Origin of the sequence: Actinomadura madurae, assembly GCF_047130825.1 — a bacterium.
Classification (GTDB): domain Bacteria; phylum Actinomycetota; class Actinomycetes; order Streptosporangiales; family Streptosporangiaceae; genus Spirillospora; species Spirillospora madurae.
Genome location: NZ_CP083237.1, coordinates 4131187 through 4148696 on the forward strand (window position 1 = coordinate 4131187; position 17510 = coordinate 4148696).

Annotated in this window: 19 protein-coding genes and 1 pseudogene; 11 read left to right on the forward strand and 9 right to left on the reverse strand. The window is 69.0% G+C overall.

What is annotated here, in order from left to right:
* Positions 1 to 6: 6 nt before the first annotated feature.
* Positions 7 to 957, reverse strand: a complete 951-nt coding sequence (locus tag K8Z49_RS18715; RefSeq protein ID WP_021592411.1) for a TetR/AcrR family transcriptional regulator C-terminal domain-containing protein — start codon at positions 955 to 957, stop codon at positions 7 to 9.
* A 134-nt stretch (positions 958 to 1091) separates the two neighbouring features.
* On the opposite strand from K8Z49_RS18715, the gene K8Z49_RS18720 reads away from it, so the two are divergent.
* The 3 genes from K8Z49_RS18720 (at position 1092) to K8Z49_RS18730 (ending at position 3795) form a co-directional block, all read left to right on the forward strand.
* Entirely contained in the window at positions 1092 to 1703 is a 612-nt protein-coding gene (locus tag K8Z49_RS18720) for a GNAT family N-acetyltransferase (protein WP_412520027.1), read from the forward strand.
* 74 nt (positions 1704 to 1777) lie between these two features.
* Positions 1778 to 2668, forward strand: coding sequence for an alpha/beta fold hydrolase (locus K8Z49_RS18725; RefSeq protein WP_075025070.1), 891 nt, complete (start codon positions 1778 to 1780; stop codon positions 2666 to 2668).
* A gap of 95 nt (positions 2669 to 2763) precedes the next feature.
* Positions 2764 to 3795 carry a fatty acid desaturase family protein gene (locus K8Z49_RS18730; RefSeq protein ID WP_412520030.1) on the forward strand — a complete coding sequence of 344 codons (1032 nt, stop codon included), beginning with the start codon at positions 2764 to 2766 and terminating at the stop codon, positions 3793 to 3795.
* Between the two features lie 116 nt (positions 3796 to 3911).
* On the opposite strand, the gene K8Z49_RS18735 is transcribed toward K8Z49_RS18730, so the two are convergent.
* The 5 genes from K8Z49_RS18735 to K8Z49_RS18755 all read right to left on the reverse strand — a co-directional run bounded on the left by K8Z49_RS18735 (position 3912) and on the right by K8Z49_RS18755 (position 9849).
* Positions 3912 to 5087: a M24 family metallopeptidase gene (locus tag K8Z49_RS18735; protein ID WP_075020928.1), complete on the reverse strand. Its 1176-nt coding sequence runs from the start codon at positions 5085 to 5087 to the stop codon at positions 3912 to 3914.
* Positions 5084 to 6163, reverse strand: a complete 1080-nt coding sequence (locus K8Z49_RS18740; protein ID WP_075020927.1) for a threonine aldolase family protein — start codon at positions 6161 to 6163, stop codon at positions 5084 to 5086. The genes K8Z49_RS18735 and K8Z49_RS18740 overlap by 4 nt, the downstream gene beginning before the upstream one ends.
* Positions 6126 to 6644, reverse strand: coding sequence for an Lrp/AsnC family transcriptional regulator (locus K8Z49_RS18745; protein WP_024934108.1), 519 nt, complete (start codon positions 6642 to 6644; stop codon positions 6126 to 6128). Before K8Z49_RS18745 ends, K8Z49_RS18740 begins: the two co-directional genes overlap by 38 nt.
* Before the next feature lie 58 nt (positions 6645 to 6702).
* A complete protein-coding gene (locus K8Z49_RS18750; protein WP_177287685.1) occupies positions 6703 to 7662 on the reverse strand; it encodes a tripartite tricarboxylate transporter substrate-binding protein in 960 nt (319 codons plus the stop codon).
* Between the two features lie 63 nt (positions 7663 to 7725).
* Entirely contained in the window at positions 7726 to 9849 is a 2124-nt protein-coding gene (locus K8Z49_RS18755) for a tripartite tricarboxylate transporter permease (protein ID WP_412520033.1), read from the reverse strand.
* A 360-nt stretch (positions 9850 to 10209) separates the two neighbouring features.
* Between K8Z49_RS18755 and K8Z49_RS18760 the strand changes: the two genes are divergently transcribed.
* Positions 10210 to 10959, forward strand: coding sequence for a GNAT family N-acetyltransferase (locus K8Z49_RS18760; protein ID WP_412520035.1), 750 nt, complete (start codon positions 10210 to 10212; stop codon positions 10957 to 10959).
* A 65-nt stretch (positions 10960 to 11024) separates the two neighbouring features.
* Here K8Z49_RS18760 and K8Z49_RS18765 read toward each other — a convergent pair whose 3' ends face one another.
* Entirely contained in the window at positions 11025 to 11897 is an 873-nt protein-coding gene (locus K8Z49_RS18765) for a helix-turn-helix transcriptional regulator (RefSeq protein WP_412520037.1), read from the reverse strand.
* Positions 11898 to 12050: 153 nt separating this feature from the next.
* Between K8Z49_RS18765 and K8Z49_RS18770 the strand changes: the two genes are divergently transcribed.
* Positions 12051 to 12968, forward strand: a complete 918-nt coding sequence (locus tag K8Z49_RS18770) for an NADP-dependent oxidoreductase (RefSeq protein WP_412520039.1) — start codon at positions 12051 to 12053, stop codon at positions 12966 to 12968.
* Between the two features lie 146 nt (positions 12969 to 13114).
* Positions 13115 to 13483, forward strand: coding sequence for a nuclear transport factor 2 family protein (locus K8Z49_RS18775; RefSeq protein ID WP_412520041.1), 369 nt, complete (start codon positions 13115 to 13117; stop codon positions 13481 to 13483).
* Positions 13484 to 13582: 99 nt separating this feature from the next.
* Here the strand turns inward: K8Z49_RS18775 and K8Z49_RS18780 are convergent, their stop codons facing one another.
* Complete coding sequence (locus tag K8Z49_RS18780; protein ID WP_161790960.1) at positions 13583 to 13939, reverse strand: ATP-binding protein; 357 nt, start codon at positions 13937 to 13939, stop codon at positions 13583 to 13585.
* Positions 13940 to 14095: 156 nt separating this feature from the next.
* Between K8Z49_RS18780 and K8Z49_RS18785 the strand changes: the two genes are divergently transcribed.
* The 3 genes from K8Z49_RS18785 to K8Z49_RS18795 all read left to right on the forward strand — a co-directional run bounded on the left by K8Z49_RS18785 (position 14096) and on the right by K8Z49_RS18795 (position 15599).
* Entirely contained in the window at positions 14096 to 14878 is a 783-nt protein-coding gene (locus K8Z49_RS18785) for a helix-turn-helix domain-containing protein (protein WP_075020921.1), read from the forward strand.
* Positions 14869 to 15045 (forward strand): DUF397 domain-containing protein, encoded by a 177-nt coding sequence (locus K8Z49_RS18790; protein ID WP_021592426.1) that lies wholly within the window; start codon positions 14869 to 14871, stop codon positions 15043 to 15045. The genes K8Z49_RS18785 and K8Z49_RS18790 overlap by 10 nt, the downstream gene beginning before the upstream one ends.
* A 158-nt stretch (positions 15046 to 15203) precedes the next feature.
* A complete protein-coding gene (locus K8Z49_RS18795; protein WP_021592427.1) occupies positions 15204 to 15599 on the forward strand; it encodes an NUDIX hydrolase in 396 nt (131 codons plus the stop codon).
* 19 nt (positions 15600 to 15618) lie between these two features.
* Here the strand turns inward: K8Z49_RS18795 and K8Z49_RS18800 are convergent.
* A pseudogene (locus tag K8Z49_RS18800) lies at positions 15619 to 15808 on the reverse strand (chlorophyllase); the annotation flags it as partial.
* A gap of 18 nt (positions 15809 to 15826) precedes the next feature.
* Between K8Z49_RS18800 and K8Z49_RS18805 the strand changes: the two are divergent.
* Positions 15827 to 15949 (forward strand): hypothetical protein, encoded by a 123-nt coding sequence (locus tag K8Z49_RS18805; protein ID WP_021592428.1) that lies wholly within the window; start codon positions 15827 to 15829, stop codon positions 15947 to 15949.
* A 68-nt stretch (positions 15950 to 16017) separates the two neighbouring features.
* Positions 16018 to 17496 carry a hypothetical protein gene (locus K8Z49_RS18810; RefSeq protein WP_412520044.1) on the forward strand — a complete coding sequence of 493 codons (1479 nt, stop codon included), beginning with the start codon at positions 16018 to 16020 and terminating at the stop codon, positions 17494 to 17496.
* The last annotated feature ends 14 nt before the right edge of the window (positions 17497 to 17510 follow it).

The window sequence follows — 17510 nt, forward strand, 5'->3', positions numbered from 1 at the left end:
TCATGGTCACGTTCGGGCTCGGCTCTCCAGGTAGGTGGCGAAGCCGTCGAGGTGGCGGGCGAGACCGTACTCGAAGAGGGCGTCCAGGTCCGAGGTCGTCTCCTCGTCGATGGTCGCCAGCAGGGGAAACCGCCCGCTGTGGAGAATCTCGTCGGTCTTCTTCCGCTGTTCCACCCGCCACAGAGCGAGCGGTACACCTGTCTCCTGCTCGGCTTCGGCCTCGTCCGCCACGGACAGCGCAAGGGCGACGACCAGCGCGTGGAGCGTGAGCGCCTCATGAAAGCGCGCCTTCATGGGGAGCCCGAGGCCGTCGAGCGCGCGCAGGATCCACTCGGTGTGCGTCATCATGTTGGGCACGAGCAGCGGGCGGGTCAGCGAGACGGCCCTGCGCAGCCAGTGGTGCCGCCGGAACAGCTCCCATTCCCGGCGTGAGATCAGTTCGAGCTTGGCTCGCCATCCCTCCGGCCCGGGGTCGGGCAACTCCGCTTCGCGGAAGGTCTCGTCGGCCATCTGCGCCACCAGATCGTCCTTGTTCGCCACGTGCCGGTACAGCGACATCGGGCCGACGCCGAGTTCGGACGCGAGCCGTCGCATCGTCAGGGCGTCGAGCCCTTCGATGTCGGCGATCGTGATGGCGGTGCGGAGAACGTGTCCGCGGGTGAGCGCCTGTCTGGGGGCGCCGGCCGGTCGCGTTCCGGTCGGGTCGACCGGCCGCTCCCGCTCCGGTCGTGCCCTGACCACCGAGCCGGAACCGACCTTCGTCTCGACCAGTCCTTCCTCGCGAAGAGCCGCCATCACCCGGGTCGCGGTCGCGATCGCGACGCCCCAACGCTGGGCGATCTGCCGGACGGACGGCACGCGGTCGCCGGGCCGCAACTCCCCGCGCAGGATCTGACCGGCGATCTCCGCGACGATCCGCCGGTAGGGCGGATCCGGCCGCTGCGATGACGACGACACAGAACTCTCCGATCCGTTGGCGGCGGTGTCACTGAACTGAAGTGTACTAGTCCACTTATTCAATATCCAGTACACTTTTCCTTCAACATTGCTGATAAATGTCTGAGATGCCACGGCATCGATACCGTGTACGCATGACTTCAGATACGTCGTACGCAACCGTGCGGCGGGCGGAGACCGCGGATCTTCAGGTGGTGTCGGACGTTCTCACCGACGCCTTCGCGCATGATCCTCTCGTCTGCTGGCTCTTCCCCGAGGAGAGCGGACGAGCCCGCATGCAAGCGCACTTCTACCGCCCCCTGATCGCCCATCCCGATGGGGAGGCCTACCTGGCCGGCCGCGCGGAGGGCGCGGCGGTGTGGCTGGCGCTTACCGCGGGCCAGGCGCCCCCCGAGGAGCATCCGGACGCGTCCGAGCCGGGACAGGGCTCGATTTTCGGTGCGAACGCCGCGCGGTTGCAGGCTCTGGGGCAGGCGCTGGCGGAACGGCATCCCCATCGCGTCCCGCACCTCTACCTCCCGTGCATGGGGGTGGTCAGTGGGAGGCGGGGCGGCGGACTCGGCTCGGCGCTGCTGCGGCACCGGCTGAAGCGAGCCGACGCCGACGGGATCGCCGCCTATCTGGAGGCGAGTTCCCCCCGCAGCCGTGCCCTCTACCAGCGGTACGGGTTCGAGGATCTGGGCGAACCGGTCCGCGTGGCGGACAGCCCGTTCCTGTGGCCGATGTGGCGCCGACCGTGCGCTTGACCTCCGCGGCTCCCGGCGCCCCGCCGGCCGCCGATCCAACCGACGATCCGACAGGCACAAGGAAAGAGCATCCGATGACGACGAACCATGAAGCCGCCGGCGACCACGATGACCGGCGACCGCCGACACTCGTGTTCGTCCACGGGACCAACGCCCCGTCGTTCATGTGGTCCGGTTTGATCAGCGAACTCACCCTGCGCGGACACCGGGGGGTGACCGTGGACCTTCCCGGACACGGCAACGAAGCCTTCATTCCCCGCGCCTACCAGGCTCCGCAGGACCTGGAGGCGCTGGCGACCGAGCCGTCACCGCTCGCCAAGGTCACCGTCGACGACTACGTCGAGCGCGTCGTGGACGTGGTGCGCCGCGCCCGCCGCCACGGACCCGTGATCCTCGCCGGCGCCAGCCAGGGCGGCGTGACGGTGAGCAAGGTCGGCAACGCCGTCCCCGATCTGCTCGACCGGGTCGTCTACGTCGCGGCGTACTGCTGCGTGGACCTGCCGAACCTGACCGCGTATCTCGGCGTGCCGGAGAACGGTGACAGCCTGCTCCCCCAGGTGACCCAGGCGGTGGTCGCCGATCCAGCGGTCCTCGGAGTGACGCGGATCAACTGGCGCACGGCCGACCCGGCGGTGATCCGCGGCATCAAGGAATGCCTGGCAGGCGATTTCACCGACGAGGGGGTGCACCGGCTGCTCCATTGGCTCGAACCGGACGAGACCGCCGCGATCCCCCACGCCGAGGCCCGGGGCGAGGCGGAGACCTGGGGCACGATTCCGCGCACTTACGTGCGCTTCACCCTCGACCGGCTGATCCCGCTCGCGCTGCAGGACCGCTTCATCGCCGAAGCCGACCGTCTCACTCCGGACAACCCCACCGACGTGCGCAGCGTCGCCGCACCCCACGTGGGGCCGTTCGACCGGCCCGAACTGGTGGAGATCTTCTCCGACCTCGCGACCGGCTGACCCGACGCGAGTGCGCGTGCGCAGGGTCTGGACGTCCCCCGCCACCAGACCCTGCGCACGCGGTCCAAGCCGTCCCCTTCATGAATGGAGACCCCATGTCCGCTCCCTCGCCCGCCTCGCCGGCCCGGGCCGCACGTCCGTCCACCAGTGATTTCGCGCCGCTGGCGCGGCGTGTCCGTGACAGCGGGCTGCTCGATCGGCGTCGCGGTTATTACGTGCGGGTGATTGGGCTGAACCTGGCCGCGACGGCCGCTGTGTGGGGGGCGGTGGCGTGGGCGGGGGACAGTTGGTGGACGGTGCTGCTGGGTGTTCCGCTGGCGGTGTTGGCGGCGCGGACGGGGTTCCTGGGTCATGACGCGGGGCATCGGCAGATCGCGCGGAGTGCGCGGGCGAATCGGTGGCTGGGGTTGGTGCTGGGGAATCTGCTGCTGGGGATGGGGCACGGGTGGTGGAGCGATAAGCACAATCGTCATCACGCGAACCCGAATCATGTCGGGAAGGATCCTGATGTGGGGGAGGGGGTGCTGGCGTGGACGGCGGAGCAGGCGGGGCGGCAGCGGGGTGTGCTGCGGTGGGTGGTGCGGCACCAGGCGGTGTTGTTCTTCCCGTTGCTGACGCTGGAGGGGGTGAACCTCAAGGTCGGCAGTGTGCTGTTCTTGCGGGGGCGTTCACGCCGTGACCGGGTGGTGGAGGGTGGTCTGCTGGTCGCCCATGCCGTCGGGTACCTGGTGCTGGCGTTGTCGCTGCTGCCGGTGGAGAAGGCGGTGGCGTTGATGGTGGTGCAGCATGCGCTGTTCGGGCTGCATCTGGGTGCGGTGTTCGCGCCCAACCACAAGGGGATGGCGATGCCCGAGCCGGGGCAGCGGTGGGGTCATCTGCGCCGGCAGGTGCTGACCTCCCGCAATGTGCGCGGTGGCCCGGTGACCGACTGGGTGATGGGCGGGCTGAACTACCAGATCGAGCACCATCTGTTCCCCGGCGTCCCCCGCTGCAACCTGCGCAAAATGCAGCCGATGGTCCGCGAGCACTGCGCCGCGGTCGGCGTCCCCTACACCGAGACCGGGCTGGTGGCGTCCTACCGGGAGGCCCTTGGTCACATGAGGGAGATCGGCGAGCCGCTGCGCTAGGGGCCGCAGACCGCACCTCGACCGAGCCCTGGACCGAGCGCCGCCCGGACCGGGCCCTCGTCGCGTCGGCGCCGGTCTCCCCGGGGGGGACCGGCGCCTTCGCCGCCGACGCGGTGTCAGTTCAGCAGCGCCTCCTCGAACCGGCAGTGGCTGAGCAGCTCATGGCCGTTCTCGGTGACGAGGACGGCCTCCTCCAGATGGGCACCGCCGATCTCGGGCTCGTCGAACAGCGTGACCCGTGGCTCAAGGCAGATCACCATGCCCGGCCGCAGCTCGTGGTCCACGCCCCGGTTGATCAGCGGCTCGCCGTGCAGGCCCCAGCCGAGCTGGTGCCCGGTCGAGAACTTGTGCTCGTAGTCGGCATAGCCACGCGCGGCGATGGCCTCCCGTGCGGCCCTGTCGACGTCGGCGCAGGTGACCCCGGGCCGGACCGCTGATATCGCCGCCTGGATGGATTCGTAGGCGACCTGATAGACCTCCCGTTGCCGGGGGGCCGGCGGGCCGACGCACACCGTCCGGCCGAGATCGCCGGTGTAGCCCCGGTAGACGGCGCCCATGTCGACCACCACCATCTCGCCGGTGCGGATACGCCGCTCGGTGGCGATGCGCTCGAACATGCTGGCATTGGGGCCGGAGGCGACGACGGTCATGAACGGCTGCATCTCCGACCCCGCCGCGCGCATGGCGCTCTCGGCGGCAACGGCCACATCACGCTCCACGACCCCCGGACGGATCGCCTCGAAGCTCGCGTAGAGCCCGATCTCCACCAGGGACAGGGCCTCCCGGATGTACTCGATCTCGATGGGATGTTTGATGGCGGTCAGCTCCGTCCACAGCCACGTGGCATCGACCACCTCCAGCGACGGGTGGCGCTCCAGCAGTCCCGCGTGGACCTGGAACGGCAGCAGATCGACCCCGATCCGGCCATGGGTGATCCCGTAGTCGCCGAGCACGGCGCTCAGCTCGGCGGCCCAGTTCTCGACGCCGGAGATCTTGCGATGATCGGCGATGTCGGACTTGATCTGGATCCGGTAGGTGTCGCTGCCCGACGTGTGCCCGACGACCGGAGCGCGACCCGCGGGGAGGACGACGAAGTACTCGGGGTCCATGAAGGGGCGGTAGCCCTTGACGTAGAAGTCGGTGACATAACGCACCGCCTCCGACTTGGTGAACACCAGGGCGTCGAAGCCGTGTTCGGCCATCGCGTCCTGCAGCCTGGACTGCTTCCATGCGTGCAGCTCGTCGCCGCCGTAGAAGGATGGATCCCGCCGTTGCATCGCGGTGTCGCTCATTGCTGTTGGCTCCCGTCTTGGTAGGTCCGGCCGAGCACGGTGTGCAGCACGTCCGCGGCGTGCGCTATGTCGTCGTCGGAAAGGTCGCGGTGGGTCACCAGGCGCACCGTGCGTGCGCCGGTCGAGTGGACCAGGACGCCCTGGCGGGCGAGCTCGTCCTGAACGGTCCGGAGGGGCGGGCCGCCGTCGGGGAGCAGCATCTGGACGATGTTGGTCCGCACGCGGCCCGGGTCGACGCGGGCGCCGCGCAGATCGGCCAGCCGCTCGGCCAGCCCGCGCGCCCGCTCGTGGTCGAGGGCCAGCCGTTCGCGGAAGTCGCGTAGCGCGACGAGTCCCGCCGCGGCGACCACGCCGACCTGGCGCATCTGCCCGCCCAGCAGCCTGCGGACCTCCCGGGCACGCGCGATGAAGCCGGCTTCGCCGAGCAGCACCGCGCCCATCGGCGCGCCGAGCCCCTTCGTCAGGCAGAACATGAGGCTGTCGGCGGGGGCGGCGAGCGCGCCGGGCGGCACGTCCAGCGCGACCGCGGCGTTGAACAGCCGGGCACCGTCGAGATGGACGGGGACGCCCGCCGCCGAGGTCACCTCGTGGATCGACGCGCCCTGCCGCGGCGTCCACGCGGTGCCCCCGGCCGCGTTGTGGGTGTTCTCCAGGCACAGCATCGCGGGATCGTGCCGCCGCAGCGCCAGGCGGACGGCGTCGGCGCCGGGCAGCCCGTCCGGGTCGGGCAGTTCGACGGGCCGGAGCCCGAAGTAGCCGTCGTCGAAGGCCGAGACCTCCCGGCGATACAGGTGCGAGGTACGGCCCACCGCGACGGCGGCGCCCCGTGGGCACCAGGTGCGCAACGCGGTCAGGTTGGCCATCGTCCCGCTCGCCATGAACAGTGCCGCGGGCTTTTCCAGGAGGCGGGCGGCGTGCTCTTCCAGTTCGGCGACGGTCGGGTCGCCGTGGCGGCCGTCGGGCAGGAGCCGGCCGTCATCGCCGACCTCCGCCTGGTACATGGCCTTGCGCATGTCCTCCGTCGGGAGGGTGACGGTGTCACTGCGCAGGTCGATCGGCTTCAACGTCGTCCTCATCTTCCTCCTCGAGACCGATTCCGGGTTCCTTGGGGACGGGCCGCCAGTCATAGGTGTGCTTGAGCACGGACAGCGCCGTCGACGTCCGCACCTGAAGAATTCCGGGAATGCCGGCGAGCTCGACGGTGACGAACTCCTTGAAGTGCTCGTGCGACTTGAACATCGCGGTGAACCTGATGTCGTCGGCCCCGGTGGTCAGCGCCACGAACCGGATTTCCGGATAGCCCACCAGTCGGGTGGCGATGTCTTTGGCCTTGTCGAACTCGACGCGCAGCGAGAAGCTCGAATCGATCGAGTAGCCCTTCCACTCCGGATTGACGCCGGCCACGATCTGCATGACGTTCTCGGCGAGCAGCCGGCGGACCCGGCTCCGGATGGTCCCCTCGGTGACCCCGATGATCCGGGCGAGTTCGCGGTTGCTGCGACGGCCTTCCTCGCCGAGCAACTGGAGGATCCGTTCGTCGACGGCATCCAATTCCACCGTGGTCGTCCTTTCTGTACGTTGCTGTACGCGGCGGTACGCGTCTGGAGGCGGTCATTCATCCGCTGGTCGCGCGGCGCAGCTCCCCGGTGAGCTTGGCAAGGCTCTGCTGGAAGGACCGCATGGACCGCTTGACCTGCGCGCCGTTCTGGTGGCTGACCTCGAGATTGGCCCGACGCATCTTCTCGACGCAGCTCTGATCCCTGGTCGCCGCGGCGATCGCGCCTTCCAGCTTCTGCGTGATCGCCGGTGCGGTCCCGGCCGGAACGGCGAAGTCATAGGTGTACTGCGAGATCGTGGCCAGTTCCGGGCTCAGCGGCACGTTCAGCTCGGCCGAGGTCGGTGTCTCCGGGAGATCCTTGAAACGGGTGCCGGACAGGGTGGAGATCACGCGCACCGCTCCGGGATTGGCTTTCATGGCGCGAATGACGGTCGGTGCGACCTGGACCACCGCGTCCACGTCCCCGCGCACCGTCGCGAGCATCGTCTCCGAACCGCCGTCGTAATAGACCAGCCGCGGCGTGGCGCCGAGCGCCTCCAGATACTTGATGGTGGCGGGGAGCGTGACCTGGGAGACGGCGACCCGCACCCGCTTCCCCCGGAAATCGCCCAGGCCGGTCAGGCCGCTCTTGGCGTTGACCGTCAGGGTCATCGGGACCGCCGAGACCTGTCCCAGCCAGTTCAGCCGCTCGGGGGTACGGCCGCCGGACTGGCCGGTCAGGGACGCGATGGTGAGGGTGAACGGCTCCAGCGTGCCGATCGTGTAGCCGTCCGGCCGGGCGTCGTACAGCTGGAAGGTCCCGGTCCGCCCGCCCGCCCCGGTGACGTTCTGGATCACCACGTCGGCATCGGTCGCCAGATTCTTCTTGATGCACGGGGCGAGGGCGCGGGCGATCAGATCGGACCCGCCGCCGGGCTCGAAGGGGACGATCACCTTGATATCGCGTTTCGGAAAGGAGCCGGCACCGCCTCCGGCTCCGTTGGCGCAGCCTGCGGTGGCGATGAGCGCGGCGAACACGGTGAGGGCTGACAGGGCTTTTTGCCGACGTCCGAACATGTGAACACGCTCCCTTTTTGGGTGCTATCCCCAGAGCCCATCCGGAAGGAGGATTCCGAGGGCATTGCTGATGACGACGAGTAGCGCTCCGCAGACGAGCGCGGTGCTGACGGGAATTCGTGCGGGCCGGTAGCGGTAGGCCAGGGGCAGCAGCGCCATGTAGAGGACGCTCGCGACAACGAAACCGGCGAGTCCGATGGCCAGGTAGTAGCCGAGGAACGTGGCGGCGGGGAACATCCAGCCACCGGTGACGCGGCCGATGCGGTCGGAGGCGCCGGCACCGTCTCTCGGGTCGATCGCGGCGGCCCGCCACGCGCCCGAGCGCAGCGACCGTGCGGCCTGCCAGAGGGACAGGGCGAGCAGCACCGAGGAGACGAGCACGGGGAAGGTCGCGGCGTCGGCGGGATAGCGCAGGCTCACGGCCAGCAGCACGGCCGCGGTCACGGCGAGCGCGGCCTCCAGGATCAGTGCGCCGCGCCGGGAGGGCGGGCCGACCCCGAGATACTCCTCCGCCGCGGCCTCCCCGGCGCCGGGTACGGTGCCGTCCGGCGCCGGGGCCGACGCGTCCGGCACGGGGGCGAATGCGTCCCGCGCATCGGCCACGAGAGCACCGCCGCTCGGCGCCTTCCGCCCGAGCCGGAGCCCGCGGAGCCGCCAGTGTCCGCGGAGTCCCCGAAGGCCGCGGCGGAGTACGGGCCACGAGAAGAACAGGACGATGACGGCGAAGAACGTGATGGTCAGCGGCCTTTGCCACAGGAGTTCCGGGGAGCCGCCGCCCATCTGCAGGCTACGGTGGAAGTTCTTCTCGATCTCCGGGCCGAGGATGATGCCGAGCACGAAGGTGATGGCGGGATATCCCGCTCGCATCAGGGCGAAACCGAACAGTCCGGCAAGGATCAGGACGAGGACATCGGTCGGCTGGTTGCGTTCGACATAGGCGCCGAGGAAGCACAGCGCCACCAGCACCGGCGCGAGTATCCGGTTGGGGACCCGGGTGATCTGCGTGAAGACCTTGATGAGCGGGAAGCCGGCGATGACGATGAGCACCTGGGTGAGGGTGATCCCGGCGAGCACGATGAACGGCTCGCTGCCAGAGGACAGGAACTGCGGTCCGGGCTGGACCCCGTGCAGGATGAACGCGCTCAGGATGATCGCGCCGGTCAGCGACCCCGGGATCCCGAGAGTCAGGGTGGGGATCATGTCACCGACGGCGCAGGTGCCCTTGGCGGTCTCGGCGGCCGCGAGCCCGGCGGGCGCCCCCTTGCCGAACTCTTCCGGGCGTCTGGCGGCGCGCTTCTCCAGCAGGTAGGCGGTGATCGTGGCCGTGGTGACGCCGAGTCCGGGGAGAATGCCGATCCAGGTCCCTGTCACCGACGAGCGGAGCACCGTCGCCGGACGGGAGAGGACGTCCCCGAAACCGCGCAGGGCCTGGCCGTACGACAGCCGGGAGGCGGCGGCCGTGGGGCTGCCGTCGCGGCCGCTCAGCATCACCATGGTCTGCGTGATGGCGAACAGCCCGACGAAGACCGACAGTTCGGGGACGCCTCCGGACAGCCGGTCCAGGCCGAAGGTGAAGCGGTCGGTGAAACCCGCGATGGGATCCTGCCCGACGAAGGACACGAGCAGGCCGGCGGCGGCCATGACGATGCCCTTGAGGGTCTGGCCGTGGGCGGCGACGCTGACCAGGGCCAGCGCCATGATGCCGAGCATGAAGTACTCGGGCGGCTGGAGTTCCATGGCCCCCTGCGTGAGGGGGTAGGCCAGGCCGGCCAGGATCACGGCCCCGATCAGCCCGCCCAGCATCGAGGCGAGCGTGCTGATGCCGAGCGCGCGGGCTCCTTCACCGCGCTTGGCCATGGGATATCCGTCCCAGCAGGACGCGATGGTCCCGGGGCCTCCCGGCGTTCGCAGCAGGATCGACGAGACCGAGTCCCCGTACTGGCCCGTGGTGTAGATGGCCAGCAGGAAGACGATGGCGGTCGGCAGGTCCATGCCGTAGGTGAACGGGAGGAACAGCACCACGCCCACGGTCGCTCCGACCGCCGGCAGGACTCCGATGACCAGGCCCACGGCCGCGCCGAGGAACAGCCAGAAGACGGTGGGCGGCGAGAGCGCCTGCACGATTCCGTCGAGTAGATCGCCGGGCATACGAGACCCCCCAGAGTGAGTGGGACCAGGCCAGAACAAGCCCGAGATCGATGAGGAACGAACGTCCGCGGGATCGGGGCTGACGTGCGGATTCATGAGTGTTTGTCGCGGAGTGACACTACTCTGCGGCTACGCAAAGCGTCAATAGACTGGTCTTCTGCTTACGCAGATCAGCAATCTGGTGGTCCTGTGTTCATGCTTTGCGTAGCGATGTTTCAGGTGAGGGTTCCGGTCGCCGGGGCGGCCGCGAGCGCCGTGGCGAGGGTGAGCGGGGTACTCGGTGGCGGACCGCACCGCCCGGTGGGGCCGACTTAGGATCGCCGGGTGGATGTTCGGTCTCTTGGTTTTCGTACGGATCTGTTGCTCCGCAGGCTGGCCGGTTCGGTCATCACCGATCACCCGTCCTACCTGGTGGTCCGGACGCCCACCAACCCGAACTTCTGGTGGGGTAACTTCGTGCTCGTCACCCCAGATGCGCTTCCGGACGCTCCTGGCCTTTTCATCGCGGAGTTCCCGGACGCGTCCCATGTGGCGATCGGGGTCGACGGGGTCGTTGGGGAGGCGGGGCCGCTCGCGGAGTGGGAGCGGCTGGGGCTCGACGTCGCGATCGACCCGGTCCTGACGGCCTTCTCCCTCGAAGCGCCCGCACGGCCGGCGCAAGCCGACCTGCGCGCGCTGAGCGGGGACGATCGGGAGCAGGCGGCACAACTGCGGCACGCGTGCGACGAGTCGGAGCCGTCGGAGGAGAACACCGCCTTCGTGACGGCGAAACTCGCTGAGGAACGACGGCTGTGCCAGGGAGGCGACGCCACCTGGTTCGGCGCTTTCGTGGACGGGGAGATGCGCGCGGGCGTCGGTGTCGTCCTCGACGGCCAAGGGTTGGCCCGCTACCAGCACGTCGAGACCCATCCCGCCTTCCGCCGGCGCGGCTTGGCCTCCTCGCTCGTCCATTACGCCGGGACGCGGGCCTTGGCCGAGGGAGCCCGGACGCTCGTGATCGTCGCCGAACCGGAGTCCGAGGCGATCAGGATCTACCAATCGCTCGGCTTCGCCGAAACCGAGCGCCGAGTCAGCCTCCAGCGCCCGCCCGGCGAGCCCCTTGCCCCTTGACCGGGCAAGGCCCGAAACCACGAAGGTATTGAGGAGACCCGCCAGTACCGCGATGTGGCGGCCTGCTAACGCTCGTTGGTGGCGGGGGGCGTCCCGGTGGTGCCGTGCCGGTGTTTGGGGCCGAGGACGCGCAGCATGTCGAGTGCCTCGGCGCCACCGGGCGGTGGGGTGAAGACGAGCAGTCGCTGGTCCGCCGCGGGTGTCGCCAGAACCTCGCAGTCGAACTCGATCGCGCCGAGTTCGGGGTGCAGGAGCCGGTACCGGTGTGATCGGCGCACCGCGACCTCGTGCCGGTCCCAGAGCGCCGCGAACTCGGTGCTGGCGGCGCGGAGCCGGGCGACCAGTGCGCGGGAGGCCGCATCGTCCCCGCGGTGGGCGACCGCGGCGCGCAGGTCGGCGACCATCTGCCGCGAACGCTCCTCGTGCTCCTCGGCTGCGAAGTGGCTGCGCACGTCCGGCTCGGTGAACCAGCGCAGGACGATGTTGCGGTCCTCCCGCGCCACGGTGCACACGCACCCGAACAACGCCTGCGCCAGGTCGTTCTGCGCCAGCAGGTCGCCCAGGTCGCTCAAAACCTGGACCGGAACCCTGTCCAGCTGGTCGAGGAGATAGAGCATGCTGGGCCGCAGGTACTCCCCCGCCCGCGCCGCCTCCGGCGGGCGATGCCCGGCGAGCAGGTACAGGTGGTCCCGCTCATCGGTGGTCAGGCGCAGCGCGCGTGTCAGGGCGGCCAGCATCTGGTCCGAGGGTTGCGAGCTTCTGGCCTGCTCCAGCCGCATGTAGTAGTCGGCCGACATCCTCGCGAGTGCGGCGACCTCCTCGCGGCGCAGGCCCGGTGTGCGCCTCCTCGGCCCCTCGACCAGACCGACGTCCCGTGGCCCCAGCCGCTCCCGGGAGCGGCGCAGGAAATCAGCCAGGTCGTCGCGGTTCATCCCCATGTCGCCAGTGATACCAGGATCCGGCGGACGCACCCTCGGAGTGCCGCTCCTAGGGAAAAGGCTCCGGTTCTCAGCCTGCCGGTGCGAAGGCATGGTCGGAGACACGGCCCCCGTCCAGGGCTTGTCCATACGAGGAAGAGCGATGGTCACGCGATGAAAGCGGTGCGGTTCCACGAGTACGGCGGGATCGACGTCCTGCGGGTCGAGGAGGTGGAGCGTCCGGAACCCGGCCCCGGGCAGGTGCTGGTCAAAGTCCGCGCGGCCGGGATCCAGCCCGGCGAGGCCCACATCCGTACCGGCGCGCTGCACGAGCGGTGGCCGGCGACGTTCCCGTCCGGACAGGGCAGCGACCTGGCCGGCGTCGTCATGGAAGTCGGTCCGCACGTGCGCGGCGTCGCGGTGGGCGACGAGATCCTCGGCTTCACCCACAACAGGGCGAGCCACGCGGAGTTCGTCGTGGTGGACGACGTGCGGCTGACCCCGCGTCCGGTCGGGCTGTCCTGGGACGTGGCCGGGGCGCTGTACGTGGCAGGCACGACCGCATACGCCACCGTGTTCGCGGTCGATCCCGGACCGTCAGACACGGTCGTGGTGTCCGGAGCGGCGGGCGGCGTCGGCTCCATCGCCGTGCAACTCGCGCGGCGGCTCGGCGCCACGGTGATCGGGCTGGCGAGCGAGCCGAACCACGCCTGGCTGAAGGACCACGGTGTCATCCCGGTCGAGTACGGGGAGGGAGTGGCCGAACGAATCCGGCAGGCGTCCAGCGGAAACGTCGACGCGTTCATCGACACGTTCGGAGACGGCTACGTGGACCTCGCGGTGGAGCTGGGCGTGCGGCCCGAGCGGATCAACACCATCCGCGACTGGGCGGCCGCGACCAAGGTCGGTGCGCGGACCGCCGGGGAAGGGGCGGCGGCGTGCGCGGTCGTGCTCGGCGAACTGGCCCGGCTGGCCACCCGCGGGGCGCTCAACGTGCCGATCGCTAGCACTTACCCGCTGGAGCAGGTACAGGACGCGTTCCGCGAGCTGGAGCAGCGCCACACCCACGGCAAGATCGTCCTCCGCCCCTAGCGGCACCCTCAATCGACGTAGCCGCCGGTTTTCTGGACGGATTGCCGGGGGATGTCGAGAACGCTCCGGCCGCTCCGACCTGTCAACGGGACCGCCGGTCCGCCCGGTGGCGCCCGATGAACAGCACCCGAATCGAAGGAGCGGACGTGTCACGGAACATCGAGACCGTCAACACCTACCTGGACGGATTCCGGAAGAACGATCACGAGCAGATCCTGTCCTGCCTGACCGACGACATCGAGTGGACGGTCTTCGGCGGTTTCCACCTGACCGGCAAGGAGGCCTACGACAAGGCCATCGACGGCCCGCCGGAGTTCATCAACCCGCCCCACCTGGAGGTCGTGCGCATGGTCGAACAGGGCGATGTCGTCATGGCGGAACTCACCGGGACGGTGCGGCGGGCCGCGGGCGGCGAGATGCGGATGTCCATGGCGGAGGTGTTCGTCATGCGCGACGGCAAGATCGCCGAGCGCCGCGCCTGGGTCATCCAACTGAAGGAGAACGACTACCGCTGACCCGAGGACTCCGATCACGGGCGGCCCGGTCGGCAACGAAGCCCCGGGCCGCCCCAGCGATGCGCCCTTCGCACAAACGGGCCAAGATGTCGGTCTCGTTCACGTCGCAACGTCGGGCAGAAGCGCCCAAACGGCCTTGCCTCCACCCCCGACCGGCTGGGCGCCCCACTCCTTGACCAGGGCACCCAGCATCGCCAGGCCACGTCCACCCTCACTCAGCAGGTCCGCCGCCCCGGCCACCGGCAGAACGTCACAGGAGTCGAAGACCTCCACGACCGTCCCCTTGTCGGCCAAGACGACCCGCACGGTCGCCGTCGTGCTCCCGGTGTGGCGGAGGACGTTGGTCACCAGCTCCGACACCACGACCTTCGCCACATACGCGTCCTGCCCCCACCTCTCCAGGACGTCCTCCACCCAGTCCCGAACCACCTTGATCGACTCCGCCTGAACAGACACAACGATCTCCGCGGGGCCCTGCATAACCGATCACCTCCGACCTTCCATAACTCCCTGCACAGAATCCACTGCGTTACGTAGTCTCACCACGAAAGAGCGACAACACACGCACACGGATGTCAGGCAGTTCGAGCCGGTTACAAGGAGGTGCGCGAGATGGCCGCACGGAAGCCGACGCGTCAGACGATCAGCTTCGGCCAGGAAGTGACCCGACTTCGCAACGAGGCGGGCTTATCGCGGCTTGACCTCGCCAAAGGCGCTGCGGTGAGCCGGAGTTACATCGCTCAGGTGGAGAACGGGACCACCCGATGCCGGCGAGACTTCGCCACCCGGCTGGACCAGGCCCTCGGCACGGACACGATGCTCACCGACGCCTGGGACGACATCGTCAAGTCGTCCGCCTACCCGAAGTTCTTCGCTGACTTTCCAGAGGCAGAGGCTTCGGCCGCGCTTCTCCGGGCATTCGAGAACACCCTCGTCTACGGCCTCCTCCAGAACGAGGACTACGCCAGAGCACTACTGGTCGACGACGCCGCAGTGAGCGCACGCATGCGCCGACAATCCATCCTGAGCGGCGACGCCCCACCCACGGTGTGCGTTGTGTTGGACGAAAGCGTCCTACATAGGCTCGTAGGGGGACCTGACGTGATGCGGAGCCAGTGCGAACATCTTCTGGCCATGTCCACGGTGGAACACGTGCAGCTTCAAATCGCTCCCATCGCCTACTGCCCTGGCGTCCATGCGCCCTTCACCCTGGCCACCCAGGAGAACGGCGACGAGGTCGTCTATCTAGCGACTCTGAACGGAGGGAACACCTCCAACGACCCAGCCGATACGCTCTACGCATGCAAGGCTTTTGCCACCCTTCAGGCACACGCGCTATCGGTGGCAGAAACCCGGAGTCTCATCCGAAAGGTCTTGAAGGAACGATGGAGCTGAACTGGCGCAGGTCTAGTTACAGCGACAACCTGGGCGGCAACTGCGTGGAACTGGCGCCGATCGCTGGTGGTGTGGGGGTGCGGGACTCCAAGGACCCGGACGGGCCCAGGCTCCTGCTCGACCCGAGCGCGTTCCGCGCGCTCCTGACCGACCTCAAGCAGCGGTAGGTACTCCACCCCCTCAGCCATCGGAGTGTGGCAAACCCAGAGGAGCAGCGTTCTACGCCGGAGCGGACGTCCATGACACTCCGGGCGGGGCGCGACTCTAGCTTCGGGGCCAGGGCCGGCGGCTGCGTGGGCGGCCTTGGTGGGAGATCATGGTGGGTATGACCATTGACAAGGTCGCCTGGATCTATCTGGATGGCGGGAAGATTCTCAGTACTCGGTCGCGGGGGAAGGACGCCTATTATCTTCCCGGCGGGAAGCGTGAGGCTGGGGAGAGCGACGTCGACACCCTTGTTCGGGAGATCGATGAGGAACTGGCCGTTGCCATCGTTCCCGGCAGCGCGCGGTACTTCGGCACCTTTCGGGCTCAGGCGCATGGGCACGCCGAAGGCGTCATGGTGCGGATGACCTGCTACACCGCCGACCACCAGGGGACACCGGTTCCCAGTAGCGAGATCGAGGAGGTGGTCTGGCTCGGTTACGGTGACCGCGACCGTGTGTCACCCGTCGACCAGGTCATCTTCGATCACCTGCGCGAGGCCGGCCGGCTCCGCTGACCGGTTACTTGGACTCGATGCGGCCGAGTGGGGACGCGAGGGTGTCGCCTCCTCTGCCGGGTGCGACGAGCAGCACGCCCGCTTGGGGAGTCGACCAGGTTGACCTCCGACTTGTCGTCCGGATCGGTGAGGCGGGCACCCAGCAGGAGGCTCGCGGTGTGCCCGCCCATCGAGTGCCCGGTCACGGCGACCCGGCTGGGGTCGAGGCGGGCGAGATCGGGCCTCGTGTGGAGACCTACGAGCTGATGCGCGGCATCGGCAACCTCTGCATCGGACGTGGCGGCAGCCGTGATTATGATCCCCGCCGGCTGATCGAACTGCTTCTGCTGGGCCTGCAACGGTCCCGTTGACGCGCTGGGGGCGCTGGTAGGATCGCGGCCGGCGGCTGTGGTGACGTTGCCAGGTCGGCCCGCCCGGCGTGACGCTGTCCGCCCGCACGTCCACAGTTAGGTTCCCGGTGTCGTTCTCCCCCTTGGCCGTTCGCCGCAATTGGCTGTTCTGCGTGGTGCTGCTCGCGGGCATCGCGCTGCGGGTCATCGCCATGCTGGGTTTCCGGGGCGTGCTGTGGTTCAACGACAGCTACGACTTCATCAGGATCGCGGACGATCCGTTCCCGCATCCGCTGCGGCCGTCCGGATACGGGCTCTTCCTGTGGACGTTGAAGCCGTTCCACAGCCTGATGCTCATTACGGTGTTGCAGCATGCGGCGATCCTTGGGATCGCCGCGCTCGGATATCGGATGCTCGTCCGCGATTTCGAGGTCCGGCGTGCGTGGGCCGCATTGGCCGTCGCCCCGGTTCTGCTGGATTCTTTTCAGATCGAACTTGAGCATCTGCTGTTGTCGGACACCCTTTTCACCGTTCTGGTGTTCGGGGCGATGCTGCTGCTCGCGAAGCCGGGGGCGGCCGGTTGGCGGCGGGCCGCGCTGGTGGGGACGCTGCTCGGGCTCGCGTCCGTCACGCGCACGATCGGGCTGCCGCTGTTCCTGATCGCCGTGCTGTATCTGCTGGTGAGGCGGACGCGCTGGCCCGTCCATCTGGCCCTCGCAGTGACGTTCGTCCTGCCGGTCGGGGCGTACGCGACGTGGTTCCAGCAGGAGCACGGCCGGTTCCAGATGACCGGGGTGGACGGCATTTTCCTGTGGGGACGCACCGCCGCGTTCGCCGACTGCGACCGCTTCACGCCCCCGCCCGACATCGCGAAGCTGTGCCCGTACGGGGCGAAGGACGAACGGCCTGCCTCGTCCCACCAGATCTGGGAGGACAACTCGCCGACCGGCTGGTCCAACGGCAAGGCGTTCGACGCGGAGACCAACGCGCAGGCGCAGCGATTCGCGTTCTGGGCCATCAAGAACCAGCCGCTGGACTATCTGCGTGTCGTCTCGTACGACTTCTTCGTCCGGACGTTCTCGTGGCACCGGTCGCGCTATCCGACGGTCGGGACCGAGGCCCGGTATCACTTCCCGACGAAACCCACCGCGCGGAAGCCCGATCTGCCCGTGCTCGGCGGCGGCAACCGGCGCGAAGTGGTGGACGAGTACTCGCACGGAACGGGCCGCACGCACATCGTCGATCCGTATGCGGGCGTGATGCGCGGTTACCAGGAGCGTGTGAGCGTCCCCGGCAGCGTGCTCGGCGGGGTTCTGCTCCTCGGCGCGGCCGGGATCGTGTGGCGGCGGGCGCGCGCGCGGACCGCGCTCTTCTGGACGTCCGCGGTCGTCCTCCTGGCCGTCCCGCCGATCACGGTCGACTTCGACTACCGCTACATGCTGCCCGCGCTCCCGTTCGCGTGCTTCGCCGCCGCGATGGCGTGGGGCCGCGTCCCGTCCGCCCGGCCGGATCCCGAGCCGGAGCCGATCGAGGACCCGGCACCCGAGGCCGAACCGGCCGACGCCTGACCCCGCCGCCGCAC

Excerpts from the sequence above, each read along its gene's own strand:
- K8Z49_RS18720 (WP_412520027.1), top strand. The coding sequence starts at position 1,092 with ATGACTTCAGATACGTCGTACGCAACCGTGCGGCGGGCGGAGACCGCG.
- K8Z49_RS18725 (WP_075025070.1), top strand. The coding sequence starts at position 1,778 with ATGACGACGAACCATGAAGCCGCCGGCGACCACGATGACCGGCGACCG.
- K8Z49_RS18730 (WP_412520030.1), top strand. The coding sequence starts at position 2,764 with ATGTCCGCTCCCTCGCCCGCCTCGCCGGCCCGGGCCGCACGTCCGTCC.
- K8Z49_RS18735 (WP_075020928.1), bottom strand. The coding sequence starts at position 5,087 with ATGAGCGACACCGCGATGCAACGGCGGGATCCATCCTTCTACGGCGGC.
- K8Z49_RS18740 (WP_075020927.1), bottom strand. The coding sequence starts at position 6,163 with ATGAGGACGACGTTGAAGCCGATCGACCTGCGCAGTGACACCGTCACC.
- K8Z49_RS18755 (WP_412520033.1), bottom strand. The coding sequence starts at position 9,849 with ATGCCCGGCGATCTACTCGACGGAATCGTGCAGGCGCTCTCGCCGCCC.
- K8Z49_RS18765 (WP_412520037.1), bottom strand. The coding sequence starts at position 11,897 with ATGGGGATGAACCGCGACGACCTGGCTGATTTCCTGCGCCGCTCCCGG.
- K8Z49_RS18770 (WP_412520039.1), top strand. The coding sequence starts at position 12,051 with ATGAAAGCGGTGCGGTTCCACGAGTACGGCGGGATCGACGTCCTGCGG.
- K8Z49_RS18785 (WP_075020921.1), top strand. The coding sequence starts at position 14,096 with ATGGCCGCACGGAAGCCGACGCGTCAGACGATCAGCTTCGGCCAGGAA.
- K8Z49_RS18790 (WP_021592426.1), top strand. The coding sequence starts at position 14,869 with ATGGAGCTGAACTGGCGCAGGTCTAGTTACAGCGACAACCTGGGCGGC.
- K8Z49_RS18795 (WP_021592427.1), top strand. The coding sequence starts at position 15,204 with ATGACCATTGACAAGGTCGCCTGGATCTATCTGGATGGCGGGAAGATT.